The following is a 19,974-nucleotide window of genomic DNA, read 5'->3' on the forward strand; positions in this document are numbered from 1 at the left end:
GATCACCTGCCGGAGGTCGTCGGGGAGGGGGCGGGCGCGGAGCCGGGTGCGGCGGGGGCGCCGATGCCGGGCGGTACGCGCGGGGCGGCGGAGGCCGGGGATGCGGGAGCGGCACCGGGGGCACGGGGTGCGGCGGGGGCCGGGAGACCGGGGGTGAGCGCGGTGCCGCCCGCGGCCGGGGCGCTGCGCGGGCTGAGCGTGGCGGACGAGAGCGGGACCGGCGGCTCGACCGAGGGCGGCGCGACCGGCGGCCGCGGCGCGCCGGACGGGGCGGTCAGCGTCCTGGCGCCCAGCAGCGAGGCCGCCGACGGCTCGGCGGAGGTGCTCAGCGGCGCCCCCGCGGACGTGGCCACGTGCGGCCGGCCGAGCACCGTGCCGTCCGGGAGCAGGAACGCCGGGGTGCCGCCGGGCACCATCCCCAGCCCGCGGGCGCGGCGCTCCAGCGCGCCCGGGGCGGAGTAGGCGTCCACCTCCTGCTGCAGCGCCTGCTGCTCGTCCGTCAGCTCGTCGGTCTTCCGCTCCAGTTTGCTGAGCTCGAACGACCCTTGGTTGAGCGCGGAGTTGAGCACCAGCAGCGTGATCAGTCCGGAGCCGAGCAGGACGACGATCAGGAGCACGAAGGGAGTGCGGGCCGCGGTGCCCGGGGCGGCGGAGGCGGGGAACAGCGCGGAGAGCCGCTTCTGTCCGCCTCGCGGCCGCCCCTGGCCTCTCACGGGGTGTCCTCGGCGTTCTCACGGATGCGCTCCGCGCCGCGCAGCCGGGCGGGGGCCGCGCGGCGGTTCTCGGCGATCTCCTCCTCCGTGGGGAGCTCCGCGCCGCGGGTCAGCAGCTTGAGGCGGGGCTGGTAGCGCTCGGGGACCACCGGCAGGCCGGGCGGCGCGGTGTTGCTCGCACCGGCCGCGAAGACCTGCTTGACCAGCCGGTCCTCCAGTGAGTGGTACGAGAGCACGGCGATCCGGCCGCCCACCGCGAGCGCCTTCACGGCGGCCGGAATGGCCCGCTCCACACACGCGAGCTCACCGTTGACCTCGATGCGCAGCGCCTGGAACGTGCGCTTGGCGGGGTTGCCGCCGGTGCGCTTGGCGGCCTGCGGCAGCGCGTCGCGGATCAGCTCGACCAGCCGCGCGCTGTTGGTGAACGGCTCCTTGGCCCGCTCGCGGACGACGGCCGCCACGATCCGCTTGGCCTGCTTCTCCTCTCCGTAGGAGCGCAGGATCCGCACCAGCTCACCGGGCGCGTAGGTGTTGAGGACATCGGCGGCGCTGATGCCGGTCGTCTGGTCCATCCGCATGTCCAGCGGGGCGTCCTGCGCGTACGCGAAGCCGCGGTCGGCCTCGTCGAGCTGCATGGAGGAGACGCCGAGGTCGAACAGCACGCCCTGGACGCGCGGGGTCCCGAGCCGGTCGAGGACCTCGGGGAGCTCGTCGTAGACCGCGTGCACCAGCGTGGCGCGTTCGCCGTAGGGGGCCAGGCGCTCGCCGGCGAGCTTCAGGGCGGCCGGGTCGCGGTCGAGGGCGATGAGGCGGGCCGCCGGGAAGGCGGAGAGCAGTGCCTCGCTGTGCCCCCCGAGGCCGAGGGTGCAGTCGACGACGACCGCACCGGGCTCGGCGAGCGCGGGGGCGAGCATGTCCAGGCAACGCTGGAGCATGACGGGTACGTGGCGAGTATTGCTGCTCATGCGCCTTCCGATGGCCGGGCGGCGGGTGGGTCCCCCGGCCGCTGGCTGGGGGATGCCGCACGTACCGCTTGGTCCCCGCCCGCTCTGAAGGGGAAGCGGCCCTCCGGCGACGGGGAAGTGACGTCGGAAGACCATGGGAGCGGGAGGAGGCCGAGCCGTACGTACGATGCGCGCACGCGAGGAATTCCGCTATCCAAGGAGAGCGTCACGCCTCCCACTTCGCGCCACTTTAGTCCACCGGCTGCCCCGGTCAATCAACTGGTTCCGCGCGTCCTGCGACGGCTTTCCCACGGGCCCCGCGACGGGCTTCTCACCCGGACGGGGGCGCCGAAGGGCCTGTGCATTACCTCACAAGGAGTGACGTTGCCCCCTATGCCCGGGTCTCATGCGGCCGGAACGGCCTGCGGCGATTACCTTGATTCCATGCCCATACCTGCGTCGAAGCCGCTGCCCCAGTCCGCCGAGGGGGCCACCGTCCGTAGCGGTGGCACCGTCACCGACCGCCTCGTCGAGGCGAACCAGCGCTATGCCGCCGCTTTCACCGACCCCGGCATGGACGCCCGGCCCGTCCTCAAGGTCGCCGTCGTGGCCTGTATGGACGCCCGCCTCGACCTGCACGCCGCGCTCGGCCTGGAGCTCGGCGACTGCCACACCATCCGCAACGCCGGCGGTGTGGTCACCGACGACATCATCCGCTCCCTGACGATCAGCCAGCGGGCGCTGGGCACCCGCTCCGTCGTCCTCATCCACCACACCGGCTGCGGTCTGCTCAATCTGACCGAGGACTTCCGCCACGAGCTGGCGGACGAGGTCGGCCAGCGCCCCACCTGGGCCGTCGAGGCGTTCAAGGATCTCGACGAGGACGTGCGGCAGTCCATGCAGCGGGTGCGCACCTCGCCCTTCCTCCTGCACACCGACGACGTCCGCGGCTTTGTGTTCGATGTGACAACGGGTCTGCTGCGGGAGATCGAGCCGCGGGCCTGACCTGCGCGAGTGGCCCGGCGGATGTGCCGACCCGTACCGAAAGGCCGGGTTCGCCGGGATGCCCCGGAGATCACATGGCGAGTTATCCACAGGCCATGACGCGGGGACGCGCGGGCAGCGAGAATGCGTGGGTGACGTCGTGTCGGCGGTGGCCGGGCGGGACGCGCGTTTTCGGGGAGGGCCGGGTCCGCAGGGGGGCATCGGCTCGCAGTGAAGGGCCGAGGAGGGCCGAGTGACGACGTACGACGCACGAGCGAGCCTTGGGGGTCCCCGCGCACACGGGGTTCCCCCCGCGCATGGGGGTCCTCCCGCGCATGGGGGTCCCCCCGCGCGAGCGAAGCCGAGCGTGGGGGTGGAGCCGGGCGCAGGGGGAGATCTGGCTGCCACCGCGGAGCGGATCCACCGCTCGGTGGAGAGCGTGATCGAGGGCAAGCCGGAGGTCGTACGGCTCGCGCTGACCGTCCTTCTCGCCGAGGGCCATCTGCTGATCGAGGACGTTCCCGGCGTCGGCAAGACCATGCTCGCCAAGGCGCTGGCCCGCTCCATCGACTGCTCGGTGCGGCGCATCCAGTTCACGCCCGATCTGCTGCCCTCCGACGTCACCGGCGTCAGCATCTTCGACCAGCAGCGCCGGGAGTTCGAGTTCAAGCCCGGCGCGATCTTCTCCCAGATCGTCATCGGCGACGAGATCAACCGCGCCTCGCCCAAGACGCAGTCCGCGCTCCTGGAGTCGATGGAGGAGCGCCAGGTCACGATGGACGGGCAGACCTACGAACTGCCCAGCCCCTTCATGGTCGTCGCCACCCAGAACCCGGTGGAGATGGAAGGCACCTACCCGCTCCCCGAGGCGCAGCGGGACCGCTTCATGGCGCGGGTGTCGATCGGCTATCCCAGCCCGTCCGCCGAGCTGCAGATGCTGGATGTGCACGGCGGCGCCTCCCCGCTCGACGACCTCCGGCCGGTGGCGCACGCCGACGAGATCGTGAAGCTGGTCGACGCGGTGCGCGAGGTCCATGTCGCCGACACGGTCCGCAGATACGCCGTGGACCTGGTGTCGGCCACCCGCAGCCACCCCGAGCTCCGGCTCGGCGCCTCGCCGCGGGCCACGCTCCATCTGGTGCGCGCCGCCAAGGCCTCCGCCGCGCTCCTGGGGCGGGAGTACGCCCTGCCGGACGATGTGCAGTCACTGGCGGTGCCGGTGCTCGCCCACCGCCTGCTGCCCACCGCCCAGGCCCAGTTGAACCGCCGCTCGGCCGAACAGCTCATGCTGGAGATCGTGCGGCGTGTCCCGGTCCCCGACCCGTCCGCGCAGCAGTGGCGGACCCCTCACCGGCAGCCGCCCGGCGTACGGGGGCTGTGATGGCCGAAGGGGGGATCGAGGGAGAGCCGGAGCGGGGCGGGCTGCGGGCGGCCCTCGGGGGGCTCACGACGCGCGGCAGGTCCTTCCTGGCCGCCGGGGTGGCCGCCGCGGTGTGCTCCTATCTCCTCGGGCAGGCGGATCTGCTGCGGGTCGGGCTGCTGCTCGCCGCCCTGCCGCTGGTGTGCGTCCTGGTCCTGCACCGCACCCGCTACCGCGTCGCCGGCAGCCGTACGCTCTCCCCCGCCCGGGTGTCCGCGACCGCCGAATCCCGGGTCCGGCTGCGGATGGAGAACATCTCCCGGCTGCCCACGGGCGTGCTGATGCTCCAGGACCGGGTGCCGTACGTCCTCGGGCCCCGGCCGCGTTTCGTCCTGGACCGGGTCGAGGCGGGCGGCCGCCGCGAGGTCTCCTACCGCGTCCGCTCCGATCTGCGGGGCCGCTATCCGCTGGGGCCGCTGCAGCTGCGCCTGTCCGACCCGTTCGGCATGTGCGAGCTGACCCGCTCCTTCAGCGCCTCCGACACGCTGACGGTGGTTCCCCGGGTCGAGCCGCTGCCCGCGGTCCCGCTGGCCGGCGAGGCGGCCGGGTACGGCGACGGGCGGCAGCGCTCGCTGGCGCTGGCCGGCGACGACGACGTCATTCCGCGCGGCTACCGCCACGGCGACGATCTGCGCCGGATCCACTGGCGCTCCACGGCGCGCTACGGCGAGCTGATGGTGCGCCGGGAGGAGCAGCCGCAGCAGGCGCGCTGCACGGTCCTGCTCGACACCCGCGATTTCGCCCATCCGGGAAGCGGCCCCGACTCAGCCTTCGAATGGGCGGTGGCAGCCGCGGCGTCGACGGCGGTGCATCTGCTGGAGCGCGGCTTCACAGTGCGGCTGCTGACCGACACCGGCGCGTCCGTGCCCGGCCCCGACGGCGCCGGCGGCACAGGCTCCGCCGACGCCGCCGGCCTGCTGCTGGACACCCTCGCCGTCATCGCGCACTCCGAGGAGGAAGGGCTCGCGGCGGCGTACGACGTGCTGCGCGACGGCACCGAAGGACTGCTGGTCGGCTTCTTCGGCGATCTGGACGAGGAGCAGGCGGCGGTCGCCGCACAGATGCGCCGGCGCAGCGGCGCCGCGATCGCCTTCGTCCTGGACGGTGACGCCTGGAGCCGGGGCCCCGGCGGCATCAGGTTCGCCACCGGCCAGGTCCCGGTGGCCAAGCGGCTGCGGCTGCTGCGCACCGCGGGCTGGACGGCGCTGCCCGTAAAGCCCGGCGACGCCCTCCCCGACCTGTGGCGAGCGGCGGCGGACCGTACGGGGACGGCGTACGAGCGGGCGGCGGACGTGGGCGCGGAGACGGGCGAGGGCCCGGCGACGGTGGCAGGGGGCTGGTCATGAAGGGGAGCTGGGCGTTGGCGCACAACGACGGTGCGTACGGGGTCGGCCCCGGGCGAGGGGAGGCACGGGCATGAGCGGCCGGGCGCGACTGACGCTGACCGCGGCGGTGGCCACGCTGTGCGCCTCCTGCGCGCTGCTGCCGCTGGTGGATCCGGTCAGCTGGATGTTCCAGGCGGCGGCCCTGCTGGCGATCATGACCGGCGCGGGGGCGCTGGCCCGTCGGGCCCCCCTCGCCAGGCCGCTGACCATCGGCGCCCAGGCCCTGGTCGCCGTCGTGCTGCTGACTTTCCTCTTCGCCCCGGCCGAGGCGATCCTCGGGCTGCTGCCGGGCCCGGACGCCCTCGCGGAGTTCGGCCGGCTGCTGCGCGAAGGCGTCCAGGACGTCGGCCGGTACGCCATCCCCGCCCCCGTCACCCCCGGCATCCGGCTGCTGCTGGTCGCCGGTGTGCTGGTGATAGGGCTGATCGTGGACGCACTGGCGGTCACGTACCGCAGTGCGGCTCCCGCCGGGCTGCCGCTGCTCGCGCTCTACTCGGTGGCGGCCGGGCTGTCCCAGGGCGGCGCGGGCTGGCTGTGGTTCCTGCTCGCGGCGGCCGGCTATCTGCTGCTCCTGCTGGCCGAGGGGCGGGACCGGCTCTCCCAGTGGGGCCGGGTGTTCGGCGGCGCGGCCGCCGGAGCGGACCGGCCGGGCGGCGGCCGGGGCCTCGCGGCGGCGGGCAGGGCGGCGCCGGCACCGGTCCGTACGGGCCACAGGATCGGCGCCCTGGTGCTCGGGATCGCGCTGGTGGTGCCCGCCGCGCTGCCCTCCCTCGGCGGCGGGCTGCTCGGCCGGACCGGCGACGGCGCGGGCCCCGGAGGCGGGGGCGGCACGATCTCCGCGGTGAACCCGCTGGTGTCGCTGCAGGACAGCCTCAACCAGCCCGAGGACAAGGAAGTCCTCAACTACCGCACCACCGCCGCCGACACCCGTGACCTGTATCTGCGGATCGTCGCCCTCGACAAGTTCGACGGCACGACCTGGAAGCCGTCCGAGCGGACGGTCACCGACGTCCCCGAGCGGCTCCCGCAGCCGGCCGGACTCAGTCCCACGGTCGACCTCGACCGGATCAACACCTCGATCTCGACCGCCGGGTGGTACGCCCAGAACTGGCTGCCGCTCCCCTACCCCGCGTCCAAGGTGGACATCTCCGGCCGCTGGCGCTACGAGCCCCAGGGCCGCACCCTCGTCGGGGACCGCGGGCAGAACACCCGCGGCCTGCAGTACCAGGTCGAGAGCCTGCAGGTCCGGCCCACGCCGCGGCAGCTGGCCGGCGCCGCGGCGCCGCCCGCGGACCTGCTGCGCGAGTACACCAAGTTCCCGGACTCCCTCCCCCAGACCGTACGGAGCACCGCCCGCCGGGTCACCCAGGGCGCACCGACCGCCTACGCCAAGGCCGTCAAGCTCCAGGACTGGTTCGCGCTCAACGGCGGGTTCAGCTACAACACGGATGTCCGGGCCGGCAGCGGTTCCCAGGCCATAGCGCGGTTCCTGCGGGACAGGCAGGGCTTCTGCGTCCACTTCTCGTTCTCGATGGCGGCGATGGCCCGCACGCTGGGCATCCCCGCCCGGGTCGCGGTCGGCTTCACCCCGGGCACCAAACAGCCCGACGGCACCACCTCGGTCAGCCTCAAGGACGCGCACGCCTGGCCCGAGCTGTACTTCCAGGGCATCGGCTGGACCCGCTTCGAGCCGACCCCGAGCCGGGGCACCATCCCGGACTACGCCACCCCCGACACCGCGGACACGACCGATCCCGGCAACCCGGCGCCCGAACCCGCCCGGCCCGAGGCCCCTGCCGACGGTCCCTCGGCGGCACCCTCCTGCGGCCCCGGTGAGCAGCAGTCGGATGCGGGCTCGGGATGCCTGGCGCTGCCCGCGCAGTCCGGTGCGCGCCCGTCCGACGGCGGCCCGTCCCCCTGGGCGGTGGCCGGCATCGCGCTGGCCGCGCTGCTCGTCCTGGTGCTACCCGCGATCCCGCTGCTGTGGCGGCTGCGCAAGCGCTCCGGGCGGCTGGCGGGCGGCGGCCCCGGTGCGGACGGCGCGACGGCCGCCCTCGCCGCCTGGCACGAGCTGCTCGACACCGCCTGGGACTTCGGCATCCTGCCGGACGATTCGCTGACCCCGCGCAAGGCGGCCGCGCGGATCATCCGCATCGGAAAACTGCCACCGGAGCCCGCCGCGGCCGCGCAGCGCATCGCGGCGGCCGTCGAGCAGGTTCTCTATGCCCCGCGGCCGCAGCCGGTGTCCGGCCTCGCCGGCGACGTCCAACGGGTGCGGGCCGGGTTGCAAAGCGGCGCACCCCGTGGCATACGGCTGCGCGCCTGCCTGGCCCCGCGCTCCGCGGCCCGCCTCCGCTGGGCCTGCGCCGCCCGTTGGGCGTCCCTGCTGCTCCGGTGGCGCACCAGCCGTCCGGTGGTATCGGCGCGGCGAGCGGTGGCCGCCCTGCGGCCACGACGGCAACGGGCGTGAGGGAAGGCCTCGTCCAGAGGCCTCTCGTCCGGGGGCCCGGGGTTGTGCTCAGGGCCTTCGTGAGCAGGGGCCGCCCGCCCGCGAGGCACGACAACGTGCTGCGGCCGCCCCTATCGCCGGGCGGCCGCAGCACAGAGAAGAATTCAGAGAGAAGGAGAGATCGGGCTCCGGGCCGAAGGAGGGGTCATCCGTCGGCTCAGTGGCCCTGTTGTTCGTCGCGGCGCCGCTGCCAGCGGTCCTCGATGCGGTTCATCATCGAGCGGCGCTGCCTTGCCTGACGACGCGCCGGGCCGCCCGGAGCACCCGCACCGGCCTGCTGGTCACCCGGCTTGGGAGCCTTCCGCCATCCGGTGACCGCCAGCACGGCGCAGCCGAGCATGACGAGGAAGCCCACCACGCTGATCCAGATCTGCTGCGCGACCATTCCGGCCATGAGCAGGGCGATACCCACCAGGAAGCCCGCGACCGCTTGGTAGACCCGTCGCCGGGTGTACGTACGCAGCCCGCTTCCCTCAAGCGCTGTCGCGAACTTGGGATCTTCGGCGTACAGCGCTCGCTCCATCTGCTCGAGCATGCGCTGCTCGTGCTCCGAGAGCGGCACGGAGTCCTCCTACTCGTCGGTCGCGGGGGGCGACCGGGGTGCGACCCTTTCAGGATAGGCAGGGAATCGCCCCCGTGAAACCCGCCCCTCGACGCCAATTCACTGTCCGGGCCGCCGCGGCGACCGGTGGTGATGCTGCCTGCATTCCCCACCCGCCTGTCCGTCATGCCGGGACGTCGTCCCCCGATCATACGGGGCGAAGCGGCTGATCGGGTGGCCTGTGGCCGACTGCACGCGGTGGCCGGGGCGCTGCGCGGGTCAGTCACGCTCCGCGAGGACGTGCAGCTGGGTGGCGACGGAGTGGAACGCGGGCTGCTCGGCGGCGGCCGCCTCCAGCTTCAGCAGCGCGTCCATGGCGCCCGGCTCGGTGTCGACCAGCACACCGGGGACCAGGTCGGCGAAGACCCGTACGCCGTGGACCGCGCCGACCTGCAGGCCGGTGGCGGCGACCAGGTCGGTGAGCTGGTCGGCGGTGAACCGGCGGGGCATCGGGTCGCCCTCGCCCCAGCGGCCGGCGGGGTCCGTGAGGGCCCGGTGGGCCTCTGTGAAGTGGCCCGCGAGGGCGCGGGCGAGGACGGCGCCGCCCAGGCCGGCCGCGAGCAGGCTGAGGGTGCCCGCCGGGCGCAGCGCGTCGACGGCGTTGCCGATGCCCTCGGCCGGGTCGTCGACGTACTCCAGCACGCCGTGGCAGAGCACGGCGTCGTAGCCGCCGCGCTCGACGACGTCGAACAGGCCGTGGGCGTCGCCCTGGACCGCGCGCACCCGGTCGGCCACACCCGCTTCCGCGGCGCGGCGCTCCAGGGCGAAGAGGGCGTTGGGGCTGGGGTCGACGACGGTGACGCGGTGGCCGAGGCGGGCGACCGGCACAGCGAAGTTGCCGGTGCCGCCGCCGGTGTCGAGGACGTCCAGGGCGTCGCGCCCAGCGGCCTTGACCCGGCGCTCCAGGGCGTCCTTGAGGACGTCCCAGACCACGGCGGTACGAAGGGATGCGCGCGGGCGCAGCGGGTCAGACACGGCGGGTGGCTCCTCGGCGGGGGCATGAACATCCAGTTGCTCACCACCCTATTCCGTCCCAGGCGATCCGCCGATTGCGGAGTCGAACGGATCGTGCGTGGCGTGATCGCCGGCCCCTCGCCCCGCCCGCTCCCCCGCGCCCGCGCCTCCCTTCAGACGGCCCGACGGCCGACCGGCCACCGGGCCGGCTGCCCGCCCCTCACCCCGCCCGCTGGGGCGGCAGCGACGGCTGGAGGAGCAGCATCCGCTCCACCAGGCGCAGGAACATCGCGGCGTCGCGCAGAAGATCATCGGCGTCACGGCGGCTGGCCGCGCCGGCTATGCCGGCCTCCGCCTTGGCGCGGCGGGCGGCCCCGGAGGCGAACAGGGCACTCCACTCCGCGAGTTCGGGAGCGACCTCCGGCAGCACCTCCCAGGCGCTGCGGATACGCTGCCTGCGCCGCACCGTGGTCTCCGGCCGGCCGCGGACGGCGAGGACGGCGGCGGCGGTGCGCAGCGCGGCCAGATGGGCCGTGGCGAACTGCTCGTTGGGGGTTTCCAGGGTCCGGGCTTCGTCGAGGCCGTGCTGGGCCTGGGCGAGCAGGTCGAGGGCGGCGGGTGGTGCGGCGGCCCGCCGCAGGACGGGGTGGACATCGCTCGGGGGACCGTACGCAGCGGAGCTGCCCCCATGGGGACGAGCTGCCATGACGAACCTCCTGTCGTCGCATGCCGGTTGGGACCGAATGCTGATTCGGACCGTATGACCCCATCGTGAGGTACGCCACTGACAATCGACCCTGACCTGCACTTTCGTCGGAGGCGGGGCGGTTCCTGCAGCATGGGTTCCCAACAGCCCCTTGCGGAACGGGGGGTGGGATGCTGCATACTTTTTGGACTGACCAGTCAGTTCAAGGGAGGGGATCGTGGACAGCACCCCGCACGGGGCGGCGGTCACGGCCACGGGATTCGGCCTCAAGGGCCCCCGCGGATGGGCGTTCCGGGACATCACCGTCACGGCCGGGCCGGGCTCGCTGATCGCCGTACAGGGCCCTTCCGGCTCGGGCCGTACGTGTCTGCTGCTCGCGCTCACCGGACGGATGAAGCCCGCCGCGGGCACCGCCGAGGTCGGCGGGCTGCCGCTGCCCAAGAAGATGGCGGCGGTCCGGTCCGTGACCGCGCTCGCCCATGTGCCGGGCGTCGCCGAGCTCGACCCCGCTCTGACCGTAGGCGAGCATCTGCGTGAACGCGCCCTCCTGCAGGGCCGGTTCGGCGGTTCGCTGCGTGCGCTGCTGCGGCCGCGCCGGGAGCGCAGGGCCCAGGCCCGCGCCCTGGTGGACGGCGCGCTCGAGGCGGCCGGGCTCGACCCGGAGACGCTGCCCAAGGGGATCCGCACCTGTGTGCGCGACCTGGAGCGGCTGGAGGCGCTGCGGCTGTCCGTGGCGCTGGCGCTGATCGGCGGGCCGCGGCTGCTCGCCGTCGACGACACCGATCTGAAGCTGTCCGACGAGGAGCGCGCGGCGGCCTGGACGATGCTGCGCGGCCTGGCGGCGGCCGGCACGACGGTGCTCGCGGTGTGCAGCGAGCCGCCCGGGGACACCGAGGGTGTGGTGCTGGTGCATACGGGCGGCCGCCCGGCGCAGGACGCCCCGAAGGCCGCGCCCGGCGACGGCGCCGCCCCGGAACAGGACGGGCACGACAACGAGGAGGGGGCGGCCGATGCGCTCGCCGAAGCTGGCCGCGCTTGAGCTGAAGCGCTTCGGGAGGGGGAAGCTGCCGCGCGCGGCGCTGGCCGCCCTTCTGCTGCTGCCGCTCCTGTACGGCGCGCTGTACCTGTGGTCCTTCTGGGACCCGTACGGGCGGCTGGACAAGATACCCGTCGCGCTGGTCAACGAGGACTCGGGCGCGGACGTCGGCGGCAAACGGATCTCGGCGGGCGACAGCATCGTCGACGGGCTGGCCGGCAGCCACACTTTCGACTGGCGCCCCGTGGACGCCCAGGAGGCCGCCAGGGGCGTCGAGGACGGCACGTACTACCTGTCGCTGTCCATCCCGAAGGACTTCAGCCGGCGGATCGCCTCCAGCTCCGGCGACCACCCGGAGACCGGCGCCCTCAAGGTGCGGACGAACGACGCGAACAACTACATCGTCGGGCAGATCTCCCGGACGGTGTTCTCCGAGGTGCGCGCGGCGGCCTCCGCCAAGTCGTCGCGGACCTTCCTCGACAAGATCTTTGTCTCTTTCTCGACTCTGCACGGCAAGACCGAACAGGCCGCGAACGGCGCCGACCGGCTCAAGGACGGCATCGGCCGGGCCAAGGACGGTGCGGGCAAGCTGGCCGACGGCCTGGGCGACGCCAAGAACGGCAGCGGCAGACTGGTCACGGGCCTGGGCGACCTCGACGCGGGAGCCGGGCGGCTCTCCCGGGGCAGCTCCGACCTCGCGCGGGGTGCCGGTACGGCGGCCCAGGGGGCGCACCAACTGGCCGGCGGTTCCGGGCAGGTGGCCGACGGGACACAGCAGCTCGCCGACAAGGTCAACGGCCTCGTCGACCAAGTAGGGCCCTTCATCCGGGCGCACGGCAAGGAGATCGGCGAGGCGGCACAGCTGGTCGCGGACGGCTCGCAGGCGGTCCGCGACCATCTGGACAAGCTTCCCGCGGCGGCCGCCACCGGGGCGAAGCTCTCCCGGGGGATCTCCGACCACCTGAACACGTACTACCGGATGCGCTGCGAGAGCGGCGTCAGCCTCGACACCTCCTGCGCCGAGCTGAAGCGGCTCACGCAGCAGGCGGCCACCGCGGCGGACAAGGCCGAGGAGGTCAGCGGGTACGTCCACGACCAGGAGAACCTCGACCAGCTGGGCCGGGACCTGGACACGCTGCACTCCCTGGCGAGCGAGCTGGCCGAGCGCGGGCCGACGATGGGCGCCGACATGGACGCCGCGGTCAAGAAGATCAACGACCTGAACGACGGTGCGCACAAGGTGTCCGCGGGGGCCCGCAAGCTGGCCGCCGGCAACGACCGGCTCGCCGCCGGCGCGGGCGAGCTGCGCGACGGCGCGCGGGAGCTGCACGACGGTACGGGCCGGGCCGCGTCCGGTATGGGCGAGCTCGACTCCGGTGTGGGCAGGCTCAAGGACGGCGCGCACACCCTGGACGGCGGGCTGTTCAAGCTCTCCGACGGCTCGCAGGAGCTGGCCGGCGGACTGCACGACGGGGCGAAGCAGATCCCCGACTACGGCAAGAAGGACCGCGACGCACGTACCCTGGTCATGTCCGACCCGGTGCAGCTCGCCTCGGACTCCGCCCACAAGGCGCCCAACTACGGCACGGGGTTCGCCCCGTACTTCATCCCGCTGTCCCTGTGGGTCGGCGCCATGGTGGCGTACATGCTGATCCAGCCGCTCAACCGGCGGGCACTGGCGATGGGCGCGTCCTCCTGGCGGGTGGCGGTGTCCGGCTGGCTGCCGGTCTTCGGCGTGGGGGTGCTGCAGACCGCGGCCCTGATGGCCGTACTGCACTTCGGGCTCGGCCTGGAGATGGCGCGGGCGGCCGGCACGATCGGCTTCCTGGTGCTGGTGACGGCCTGCTTCTCGGCGATCGTGCAGTGGCTGAACGCGCAGTTCGGACCGGCCGGGCGGATCCTGGTGCTGGCGCTGCTGATGCTCCAGCTGACCTCGGCGGGCGGCACCTATCCGGTGCAGACCAGTCCCGGCTTCTTCGGCGCCATCCACCCGTATCTGCCGATGAGTTACATCGTGGAGGGGCTGCGCCGGCTGATCACGGGCGGTGGCCTCGCGCCCGTATGGCAGGGCAGTGCGGTACTGCTGGCGTTCACCGCCGGGGCGCTCGCTCTGACGTCCCTGACGGCGCGCGGCCGCCAGGTGGTGCGCATGAAGGACCTGCATCCGGAGCTGAGCCTGTGAGCGGGCGCACCGACGGGACCGGCACAATCGCCCCCATGGACAGCTCCACTACACGCCGCGACGCCACCCGGCGCAAGCTCTTCGAGGCCGCGGTCACGCTCATCGCCGAACAGGGCTTCTCCTCCACCACGGTGGACGAGATCGCCGAGCGGGCCGGCGTCGCGAAGGGCACCGTCTACTACAACTTCGCGAGCAAGAACGTTCTCTTCGAGGAGCTGCTGCGGCACGGCATCGAGCTGCTGGCGACCTCCTTGCAGGCGGCCTCCGAAGAGGTCACCGACCGGGGCGGCAGCAGGATCGACGCGCTGGACGCGATGATCCGGGCCGGCCTGGACTTCATCTCCCGCTACCCGGCGCTCACCCAGCTCTACGTCGCCGAACTGTGGCGCACCAACCGGGCCTGGCAGTCGACGCTGATGGTGGTGCGCGAGCGGGCCATCACCGTGGTGGAGGACGTGCTGCGCGAGGCGGTGGCGGGCGGCGAGCTGAGCGAGGAGATCGACATCCCGCTGACCGCCTCGGCGCTGTTCGGGATGGTGCTGGTGGCCGCCCTGGACTGGCAGTCCTACCAGCCGCACCGGTCGATCGACGATGTGCACGCCGCGCTGTCGCGGCTGCTCCAGGGGCGGGTCAGCGGCCGCCCCGGATAGCGCCCGGGCAGTCCCGGGAAAACGAGTGCGCGCCGTATCGGTCAGGTACGGCGCGCACCCCTTTACTCCCCCGTTCTCCCCCAGGGCCCCGCACAAAAGAGTGCGCTGCCCTGGCACGAATCGTTCCCCCGCCGATCCGACCAGGGCAGCGCTTCCCCCGTGCTCCCCCGTGGAGCCCCCGTGCTCCCCCGTGTTCCCCCGTCACGTCCGGGAGCCGCGCCGCTCCGCCGCCCCGTGTCGGCGGTGCGGCGCCGCTTCCCTTCCGTGGCCCCCACTCTTCCGTCCCGGCGGGTTCCGGCCCATCCGCGCACCTACTCATCTGGGCGTCTGAGTACGGATACTCAAAGCTGAGCACCGGCCCCCAGCGGGGGCCTACGATCTCCGGCGTGTCCGTACTTCCCTTGGTTTTCACCAGTGGCTGGGCGAGCGGGATCAACGCCTACGCCGTCGTCCTGCTCTTCGGCCTGCTCGGCACGGCCGGCCTCACCGATGAGGTGCCCGCGGCGCTGCAGCGCCCGGATGTGCTGATCGTGGCCGGGGTGCTCTTCGTGTGCGAGGCCGTCGCCGACAAGGTCCCGTACGTGGACTCGGTCTGGGACGCCGTGCACACGGTGATCCGGCCCGTCTCCGGCGGCGTGGTGGCGGCGCTGCTGGCCGGGCACGACGGCTCGCTGCCCGAGCTGGCGGCGGGCGCGGTGGGCGGCTCCACGGCGCTGCTGAGCCATCTGGTCAAGGCGGGCGCGCGGATCGCGGTCAACACCTCGCCGGAGCCGGCCAGCAACATCGTGCTGAGCCTGGTCGAGGACCTGGCGGTCGCCGGGCTCATCGCCTTCGCCGTCTTCCATCCGGTGGCCGCGGCGGTCATCGCGGCCGTACTGCTGGCCGCCGGCATCGCGCTGGTGATCCTGCTCTGGTCGCGGATCCGCCGGTTCCTGCGGCGCCGGCGTGCACGGCGCGAGGAGAAGCGGCTGGCCGCGGCGGGCGGGGCGGTGCCACCGGCGGGCTGACCGCGCCCGCCCGGCCGGCCGGAGCCACCGCGGTCACCGGCCGTGCGGGCGTTGTCAGTGGGGCCGGATAAAGTCGCAGGCATGGCACGGATTGCGGTGATCGGCGCCGGGATGGGCGCGATGGCGGCCGCCGCCCGGCTGGCCGTCGCGGGCCACCGGGTGGCGGTGTTCGAGCGCGGCGCGACATACGGCGGCGCGGTACGGCGGCTGGAGCGGGACGGCTTCGCGTTCGATACGGGGCCGGGTCTGCTGCATCTGCCGGCCGTCTACCGCGACCTGTTCCTCAAGACCGGCCGCGAGCCGCTGGAGAGCTGCGTCGAGCTCACCCAGGTCGACCCCGCGAGCCGCCATGTCTTCCCCGACGGCACGGCCGTATCGCTGCCCAACGCCTCGCGGGCCGGCATCGTGGCGGCCCTGGACGAGGCGCTGGGCGCGGGCTCCGGCGAGCGCTGGAGCGCGCTGGTGGGCCGCGCCCGCGAGGCCTGGGACGCCACCCGCCGGCCGCTCCTGGAGGAACCGCTGTGGCACCAGTGGCGGGTGCTGGGGCGCGACCCGTATCCGGCGGTGCGCAGACGCGGGCTGTTCGGGCGCGGCAAGGGCCCCACGACCGCCACCCTCGCCGAGGTCGCCCGCCGTGAGCTGGCCGACCCCCGGCTGATCGCGCTGCTGGAGAGCCATGCGCTGGCGTACGGCTTCGACCCGCGCAGCGCCCCGGCGAGCGCCGCCGTGCTGCCGTACATGGAGCAGACCTTCGGCAGCTGGTATGCGCGCGGCGGCATGCGGGCGCTGGCCGATGCGCTGTACGAGCGCTGCCTGGCGCGCAAGGTGGAGTTCACCTTCGGCGCGGAGGTGGCCCGCATCGTCGAGAAGGACGGCGGCGCGGCGGGTGTCGAGCTGGCCGACGGGCGGTCCGCGGAGGCGGAGTGCGTGGTCGCGGGCATCGATCCGGCCCGGCTGCCGGCGCTCCTTGACGGCCGGGATGCGTACGGGCAGGACGATGTACGGCCGCCGGCCGGCCCCGGCGACCGTGCGACGGGGCGGCTCACGGTCTGTCTGGCGCTGCGCGGAGCGCGCGAGCCGGGTGCGGCGCACCGGACCGTCGTGCACGCCGCGGAACGCGCGGCGGAGCTGGCGGGCGTCTTCGGCGACGCCGCCGGCCCGGGGCCGCTGTGCGCACGGCCGACGGTGACCGTACTGCGGCCCGACGACCCCGCCACCCGGCCCGACGACGGCCATGAGGCCGTCACGCTGAGCGCTGCCGTCGCGCCGCCCGGCCCGTCCGGAGGGCCGGACCGGGATGCCGCCGAGGCGGCCGCGGACCGGCTGACGGAGGTCGCCGAGGCGGCGGTGCCGGGGCTGCGGGAGCGGGTGCTGTGGCGCGAGGTGCTGCCGCCGGCGGACGACGCGCTGGTGCCGGGACCGGCGCTGGCCGGCCGGGAGGGCCGCTTTCTGCGGCCCGGCAACCGCACCCGGATACCGGGGCTCTACGCGGTCGGTGGCTGGTCGCACCCGGGCGGCGGGCTGGCGCATGCCGGGATGTCCGGCGCGCTCGTCGCGGGTCTGATCGTGAACGGCGACGACTGGCACGGCTCCACCTGAGCGCAGGGGGATGCCCGGGCCTATGGGGTGAGGTGAGGGTGTAGCTGCCGGCCGCGGTCGGCGGGGCCGCCGTCGCCCGGCCGTCCCGGCGCCCGGGAGCTCAGTAGCGGTACTGCTGCCCGTCGTACCCCTGCTGCTGGTACGGCGGGTAGGGCGGCTGCTCGGGAGGCAGCTCGCCATCGCGTTGCTGCGGGACCCAGACGCCGGACGATGTGTCGCCGTAGCCCTGGCCCGCGTTCTGGCCGGGCGGCGTGCCCTGACCGTCGTACTGCTGCGCACCGTAGGGCGACTGGGCGTACGGATCAGGCTGCTCGTAGGGGTCGTAGGCCGCGGAGTACTGCTGGCCGCCGGCGTACGGGTCGGAGTAGGGCGCCTGGCCCTGGCCGGGGCCGTCGCCGTAGGCCGCGTAGGGGTCGGCGTAGGCGTCCTGGGCGGACGCGCTCTGTCCGTAACCGCCGCCGTACGCATAGCCGTTGCCGTCGCTGTTTCCGTTTCCGCTGTCGGCGGCGCCGCCGTAGACGTCGTAGCCGCTGTAGCCGTTCTGCGGGGTGCGGGCGTCGGGGCTGTATATGCCGTACTGCCCGGTCTCCTCGGGCATCGGCTGCGGGGCGTAGACGGCGGTGGTGTCGGCGCGCGCGTAGTCGCCCTGGCCGGCGAAGGACTGTGTGTCGTAGGGCCCGGCGTCGTAGGACTGCGTGGCGAAGGCCTGGGTGGCGAACACGCTCTGGTCCTGCTGGTCCTGGTACGGGTCCTGCCCGCGGTAGCCGCCGGCCGCGTAGTCGTCGGCCTTGTAGTCGTACGAGCCCGGTCCGGCGGAGGTGCCCGCGCTCTGGAAACCGCCCGTGCTCTGGAAGCCGCCGGTGCTCTCGAAGGTGTCCGGGCCGCCGTCGGCGCCCGGCCCGGGTCCGTCGGTGGGCGCTGCCGCCTCCAAGTCGGAGATCTGCAGGGTCGGTTCGGCGGCGGGGGCACCCCCCGGGCGGGCGCGGCGGCGACGGCTCGCGCCGGGCTTGCCGCCCAGCGCCCAGCCGGTGGTGAAGCCGCGCTTGAAGGAGAGCGTCACATTGGTCTGGCCGACGGCGAACGCGATCAGGCCCGCCCCGATCACGATCACCGAGGGGATGATCACGCCGACGACCACGGCGAGGAAGCCGGTGAAGGCGAGCAGCCGCCAGCGCAGACGGGCCTTGTACTGGAGCAGGACCTCACCCAGCAGCCACAGGGCGACCAGGCCGAACGCGATATAGAGGACCGTCCAGCCCATATACGCCCCTACTTCCGCCGCTCACCGGCCACCGTGATCAGGACTGCTGGTGCAGCCCCAGATTCTCGTAGATTTCAAGGGTCGCCGTGGAGTGGTTCAGGGTAATGAAGTGCAACCCGGGAACGTCCTCGGCCATCAAGCGCGCACAAAGGTCCGTCGCGTACTCGATGCCAATGGAGCGTACCGCCGCCGGGTCGTCCTTGACGGCGAGGATGCGCTCGGCCAGCTCGGGCGGGAAGGCAGCATTGCTGAGCTGCGCGAACCGTTCGATCTGACGGACGTTCGTGACCGGCATGATCTCCGGAATGATCGGCGTCGAGCAACCCGCCGCCCTGACCCGGTCCCGCAGCCGGAAGTAGTCCTCGGGGTAGAAGAACATCTGGGTGATCGCGAAGTCCGCGCCGGCCCGGCACTTGTCGACGAAGTGGGCGACGTCGGTGTCCCAGTCGGTCGAGCGCGGGTGCATCTCGGGGAAGGCCGCGACGCCGACGCAGAAGTCGCCGGACTCCTTGATCAGCCGGACCAGGTCGGCGGCGTAGGCGACACCGTCGGGGTGCCTGACCCATTCGCCCATCGGGTCACCGGGCGGGTCACCGCGCAGCGCGAGCATATTGCGGATACCGGCGTCGGCGTACTGGCCGATGATGTTGCGGAGGTCCGCCGTGGAGTGGTTGACCGCGGTCAGATGGGCGACCGGGGTGAGGGTGGTGTCGGTGGCGATGCGCTCGGTGGCGCGCACCGTACCGTCTCGGGAGGTGCCGCCGGCTCCGTACGTCACGGAGACGAAGGTCGGGGAGACGGCCTCGATCCGACGAATGGCGTTCCACAGGGTCCGCTCACCCTTCTCGGTCTTCGGGGCGGCGAACTCAAACGAGTATGACTGCTTGCCGGAAGCCAGCAGTTCGCGCACTGTGCGTGCGCGATCAGTCCTGGTGGAAGCTGTACCTAGGGCCATACCGGCAGGTTAACCACGGCCCGGTCTCACACCAACCGTCATCGACGTTTTGCCTGGTTGGCCGGTTTCGTGTCCACTACTTGGACATTTTGCGGGGCGGAGAGGGCCTGGCGGGGCGGGTGGGGGCCGCTGGCGGGGCCGGTGGGGACCCTGGGGCGGGTCGAACACATCCCGTAGGGGACGCAGGCGCCCCCTCGGGGCCGACAACGTGACGGAAAGGGTCGGTATTCCCCGGCCCCTGGCCCCAGGCCCGCGCCCCTGACCCTGGCCCCCGGCCCATCGGACAGGCTCTAGCCCTCGGACAGGCTCTAGCCCTCCCAGGCGCGGATCCGCTTGGCCAGGGCTGCAGTCGCCGTGCCGGGATCGTCGGACTCCGTGATGGCGCGGACCACCACGACCCGGCGGGCGCCCGCCTGGAGCACCTCGTCCAGATTGCCGGCGTCGATGCCGCCGATGGCGAACCAGGGGCGCTGCGGAGCCTGCGCCGCCGTGTACCGGACCAGATCGAGGCCGGGGGCATGGCGGCCCGGTTTCGTGGGCGTCGGCCAGCACGGGCCCGTGCAGAAGTAGTCCACCCCGGCCTCGGCGATCGCGGCGTCCACCTCCGCCTCGGCATGGGTGGAGCGGCCTATGAGGACGTTGTCGCCGAGGATGGCGCGGGCGGCCGGGACCGGCAGATCGCCCTGCCCGAGGTGGAGCACATCGCTGCCGATGGCATGGGCGACATCCGCGCGGTCGTTGACGGCGAGCAGCTTGCCGTGCCGCCGGCAGGCGTCCGCGAAGACTTCGAGGTGACGGAGCTCCTCGCCGGCCTCCATGCCCTTGTCGCGCAGCTGGACGATGTCGACGCCGGACGCGAGCACCGCGTCCAGGAACTGAGGGAGGTCGCCCTGGGTCCGGCGGGCGTCCGTGCAGAGGTAGAGGCGGGCGTCGGACAGGGCCTGGCGTGCGGTGGTCATCGGGCGGCTTCCCCCCGGGTCGGGGGTGTGCGGGCCGGCGCCGCCGTCGACGGCGTCCCCGCCCTCCATCACTCGATCATCGGCCGCTGGGCCCGGATCGGCCGCTCCA

At 73.5% G+C, this 19,974-nt stretch carries 17 protein-coding genes; 9 read left to right on the plus strand and 8 right to left on the minus strand.

What is annotated here, in order from left to right:
• Positions 1–2: 2 nt before the first annotated feature.
• Positions 3–713, minus strand: coding sequence for a septum formation initiator family protein (locus tag ACWD6P_RS23745; protein ID WP_451446157.1), 711 nt, complete (start codon positions 711–713; stop codon positions 3–5).
• Entirely contained in the window at positions 710–1,678 is a 969-nt protein-coding gene (gene rsmH / locus ACWD6P_RS23750; protein ID WP_451446158.1) for a 16S rRNA (cytosine(1402)-N(4))-methyltransferase RsmH, read from the minus strand. The genes ACWD6P_RS23745 and rsmH overlap by 4 nt, the downstream gene beginning before the upstream one ends.
• Positions 1,679–2,101: 423 nt before the next feature.
• Here rsmH and ACWD6P_RS23755 point away from each other — a divergent pair, with 423 nt between their 5' ends.
• From ACWD6P_RS23755 to ACWD6P_RS23770, 4 genes are all read left to right on the plus strand, one after another.
• Positions 2,102–2,662: a beta-class carbonic anhydrase gene (locus ACWD6P_RS23755; protein ID WP_451446159.1), complete on the plus strand. Its 561-nt coding sequence runs from the start codon at positions 2,102–2,104 to the stop codon at positions 2,660–2,662.
• A gap of 346 nt (positions 2,663–3,008) precedes the next feature.
• On the plus strand, positions 3,009–4,022 hold the full coding sequence (locus tag ACWD6P_RS23760; protein WP_451446160.1) for an AAA family ATPase: 1,014 nt from the start codon (positions 3,009–3,011) through the stop codon (positions 4,020–4,022).
• The gene (locus tag ACWD6P_RS23765) at positions 4,022–5,407 is read left to right on the plus strand and encodes a DUF58 domain-containing protein (protein WP_451446161.1); all 1,386 of its coding nucleotides are present in this window, start codon (positions 4,022–4,024) and stop codon (positions 5,405–5,407) included. The genes ACWD6P_RS23760 and ACWD6P_RS23765 overlap by 1 nt, the downstream gene beginning before the upstream one ends.
• A 70-nt stretch (positions 5,408–5,477) precedes the next feature.
• Complete coding sequence (locus tag ACWD6P_RS23770) at positions 5,478–7,916, plus strand: transglutaminase family protein (protein ID WP_451446162.1); 2,439 nt, start codon at positions 5,478–5,480, stop codon at positions 7,914–7,916.
• Positions 7,917–8,112: 196 nt separating this feature from the next.
• On the opposite strand, the gene ACWD6P_RS23775 is transcribed toward ACWD6P_RS23770, so the two are convergent.
• The 3 genes from ACWD6P_RS23775 to ACWD6P_RS23785 all read right to left on the minus strand — a co-directional run bounded on the left by ACWD6P_RS23775 (position 8,113) and on the right by ACWD6P_RS23785 (position 10,216).
• The gene (locus ACWD6P_RS23775) at positions 8,113–8,517 is read right to left on the minus strand and encodes a DUF3040 domain-containing protein (RefSeq protein WP_451446163.1); all 405 of its coding nucleotides are present in this window, start codon (positions 8,515–8,517) and stop codon (positions 8,113–8,115) included.
• Between the two features lie 258 nt (positions 8,518–8,775).
• Positions 8,776–9,531: a class I SAM-dependent methyltransferase gene (locus tag ACWD6P_RS23780; RefSeq protein WP_451446164.1), complete on the minus strand. Its 756-nt coding sequence runs from the start codon at positions 9,529–9,531 to the stop codon at positions 8,776–8,778.
• A 199-nt stretch (positions 9,532–9,730) separates the two neighbouring features.
• A complete protein-coding gene (locus tag ACWD6P_RS23785; RefSeq protein WP_451446165.1) occupies positions 9,731–10,216 on the minus strand; it encodes an SAV_6107 family HEPN domain-containing protein in 486 nt (161 codons plus the stop codon).
• Positions 10,217–10,433: 217 nt separating this feature from the next.
• Between ACWD6P_RS23785 and ACWD6P_RS23790 the strand changes: the two genes are divergently transcribed.
• The 5 genes from ACWD6P_RS23790 to ACWD6P_RS23810 all read left to right on the plus strand — a co-directional run bounded on the left by ACWD6P_RS23790 (position 10,434) and on the right by ACWD6P_RS23810 (position 16,690).
• Positions 10,434–11,255 (plus strand): ATP-binding cassette domain-containing protein, encoded by an 822-nt coding sequence (locus tag ACWD6P_RS23790; RefSeq protein WP_451446166.1) that lies wholly within the window; start codon positions 10,434–10,436, stop codon positions 11,253–11,255.
• Positions 11,227–13,434 (plus strand): YhgE/Pip family protein, encoded by a 2,208-nt coding sequence (locus ACWD6P_RS23795; RefSeq protein WP_451446167.1) that lies wholly within the window; start codon positions 11,227–11,229, stop codon positions 13,432–13,434. Before ACWD6P_RS23790 ends, ACWD6P_RS23795 begins: the two co-directional genes overlap by 29 nt.
• Before the next feature lie 35 nt (positions 13,435–13,469).
• On the plus strand, positions 13,470–14,084 hold the full coding sequence (locus tag ACWD6P_RS23800; RefSeq protein ID WP_451446168.1) for a TetR/AcrR family transcriptional regulator: 615 nt from the start codon (positions 13,470–13,472) through the stop codon (positions 14,082–14,084).
• Positions 14,085–14,470: 386 nt separating this feature from the next.
• Positions 14,471–15,091, plus strand: a complete 621-nt coding sequence (locus ACWD6P_RS23805) for a DUF4126 domain-containing protein (RefSeq protein WP_451446169.1) — start codon at positions 14,471–14,473, stop codon at positions 15,089–15,091.
• 81 nt (positions 15,092–15,172) lie between these two features.
• Complete coding sequence (locus ACWD6P_RS23810) at positions 15,173–16,690, plus strand: phytoene desaturase family protein (protein ID WP_451446170.1); 1,518 nt, start codon at positions 15,173–15,175, stop codon at positions 16,688–16,690.
• 100 nt (positions 16,691–16,790) lie between these two features.
• On the opposite strand, the gene ACWD6P_RS23815 is transcribed toward ACWD6P_RS23810, so the two are convergent.
• From ACWD6P_RS23815 to thiE, 3 genes are all read right to left on the minus strand, one after another.
• Positions 16,791–17,951 (minus strand): hypothetical protein, encoded by a 1,161-nt coding sequence (locus ACWD6P_RS23815; RefSeq protein ID WP_451446171.1) that lies wholly within the window; start codon positions 17,949–17,951, stop codon positions 16,791–16,793.
• Positions 17,952–17,988: 37 nt separating this feature from the next.
• Positions 17,989–18,906, minus strand: coding sequence for a methylenetetrahydrofolate reductase [NAD(P)H] (metF, locus tag ACWD6P_RS23820; RefSeq protein WP_451446172.1), 918 nt, complete (start codon positions 18,904–18,906; stop codon positions 17,989–17,991).
• A 308-nt stretch (positions 18,907–19,214) separates the two neighbouring features.
• Positions 19,215–19,865: a thiamine phosphate synthase gene (gene thiE / locus ACWD6P_RS23825; RefSeq protein WP_451446176.1), complete on the minus strand. Its 651-nt coding sequence runs from the start codon at positions 19,863–19,865 to the stop codon at positions 19,215–19,217.
• Between the last annotated feature and the right edge of the window lie 109 nt (positions 19,866–19,974).

The sequence above is a fragment of the Streptomyces sp. NPDC002446 genome, from assembly GCF_053595675.1.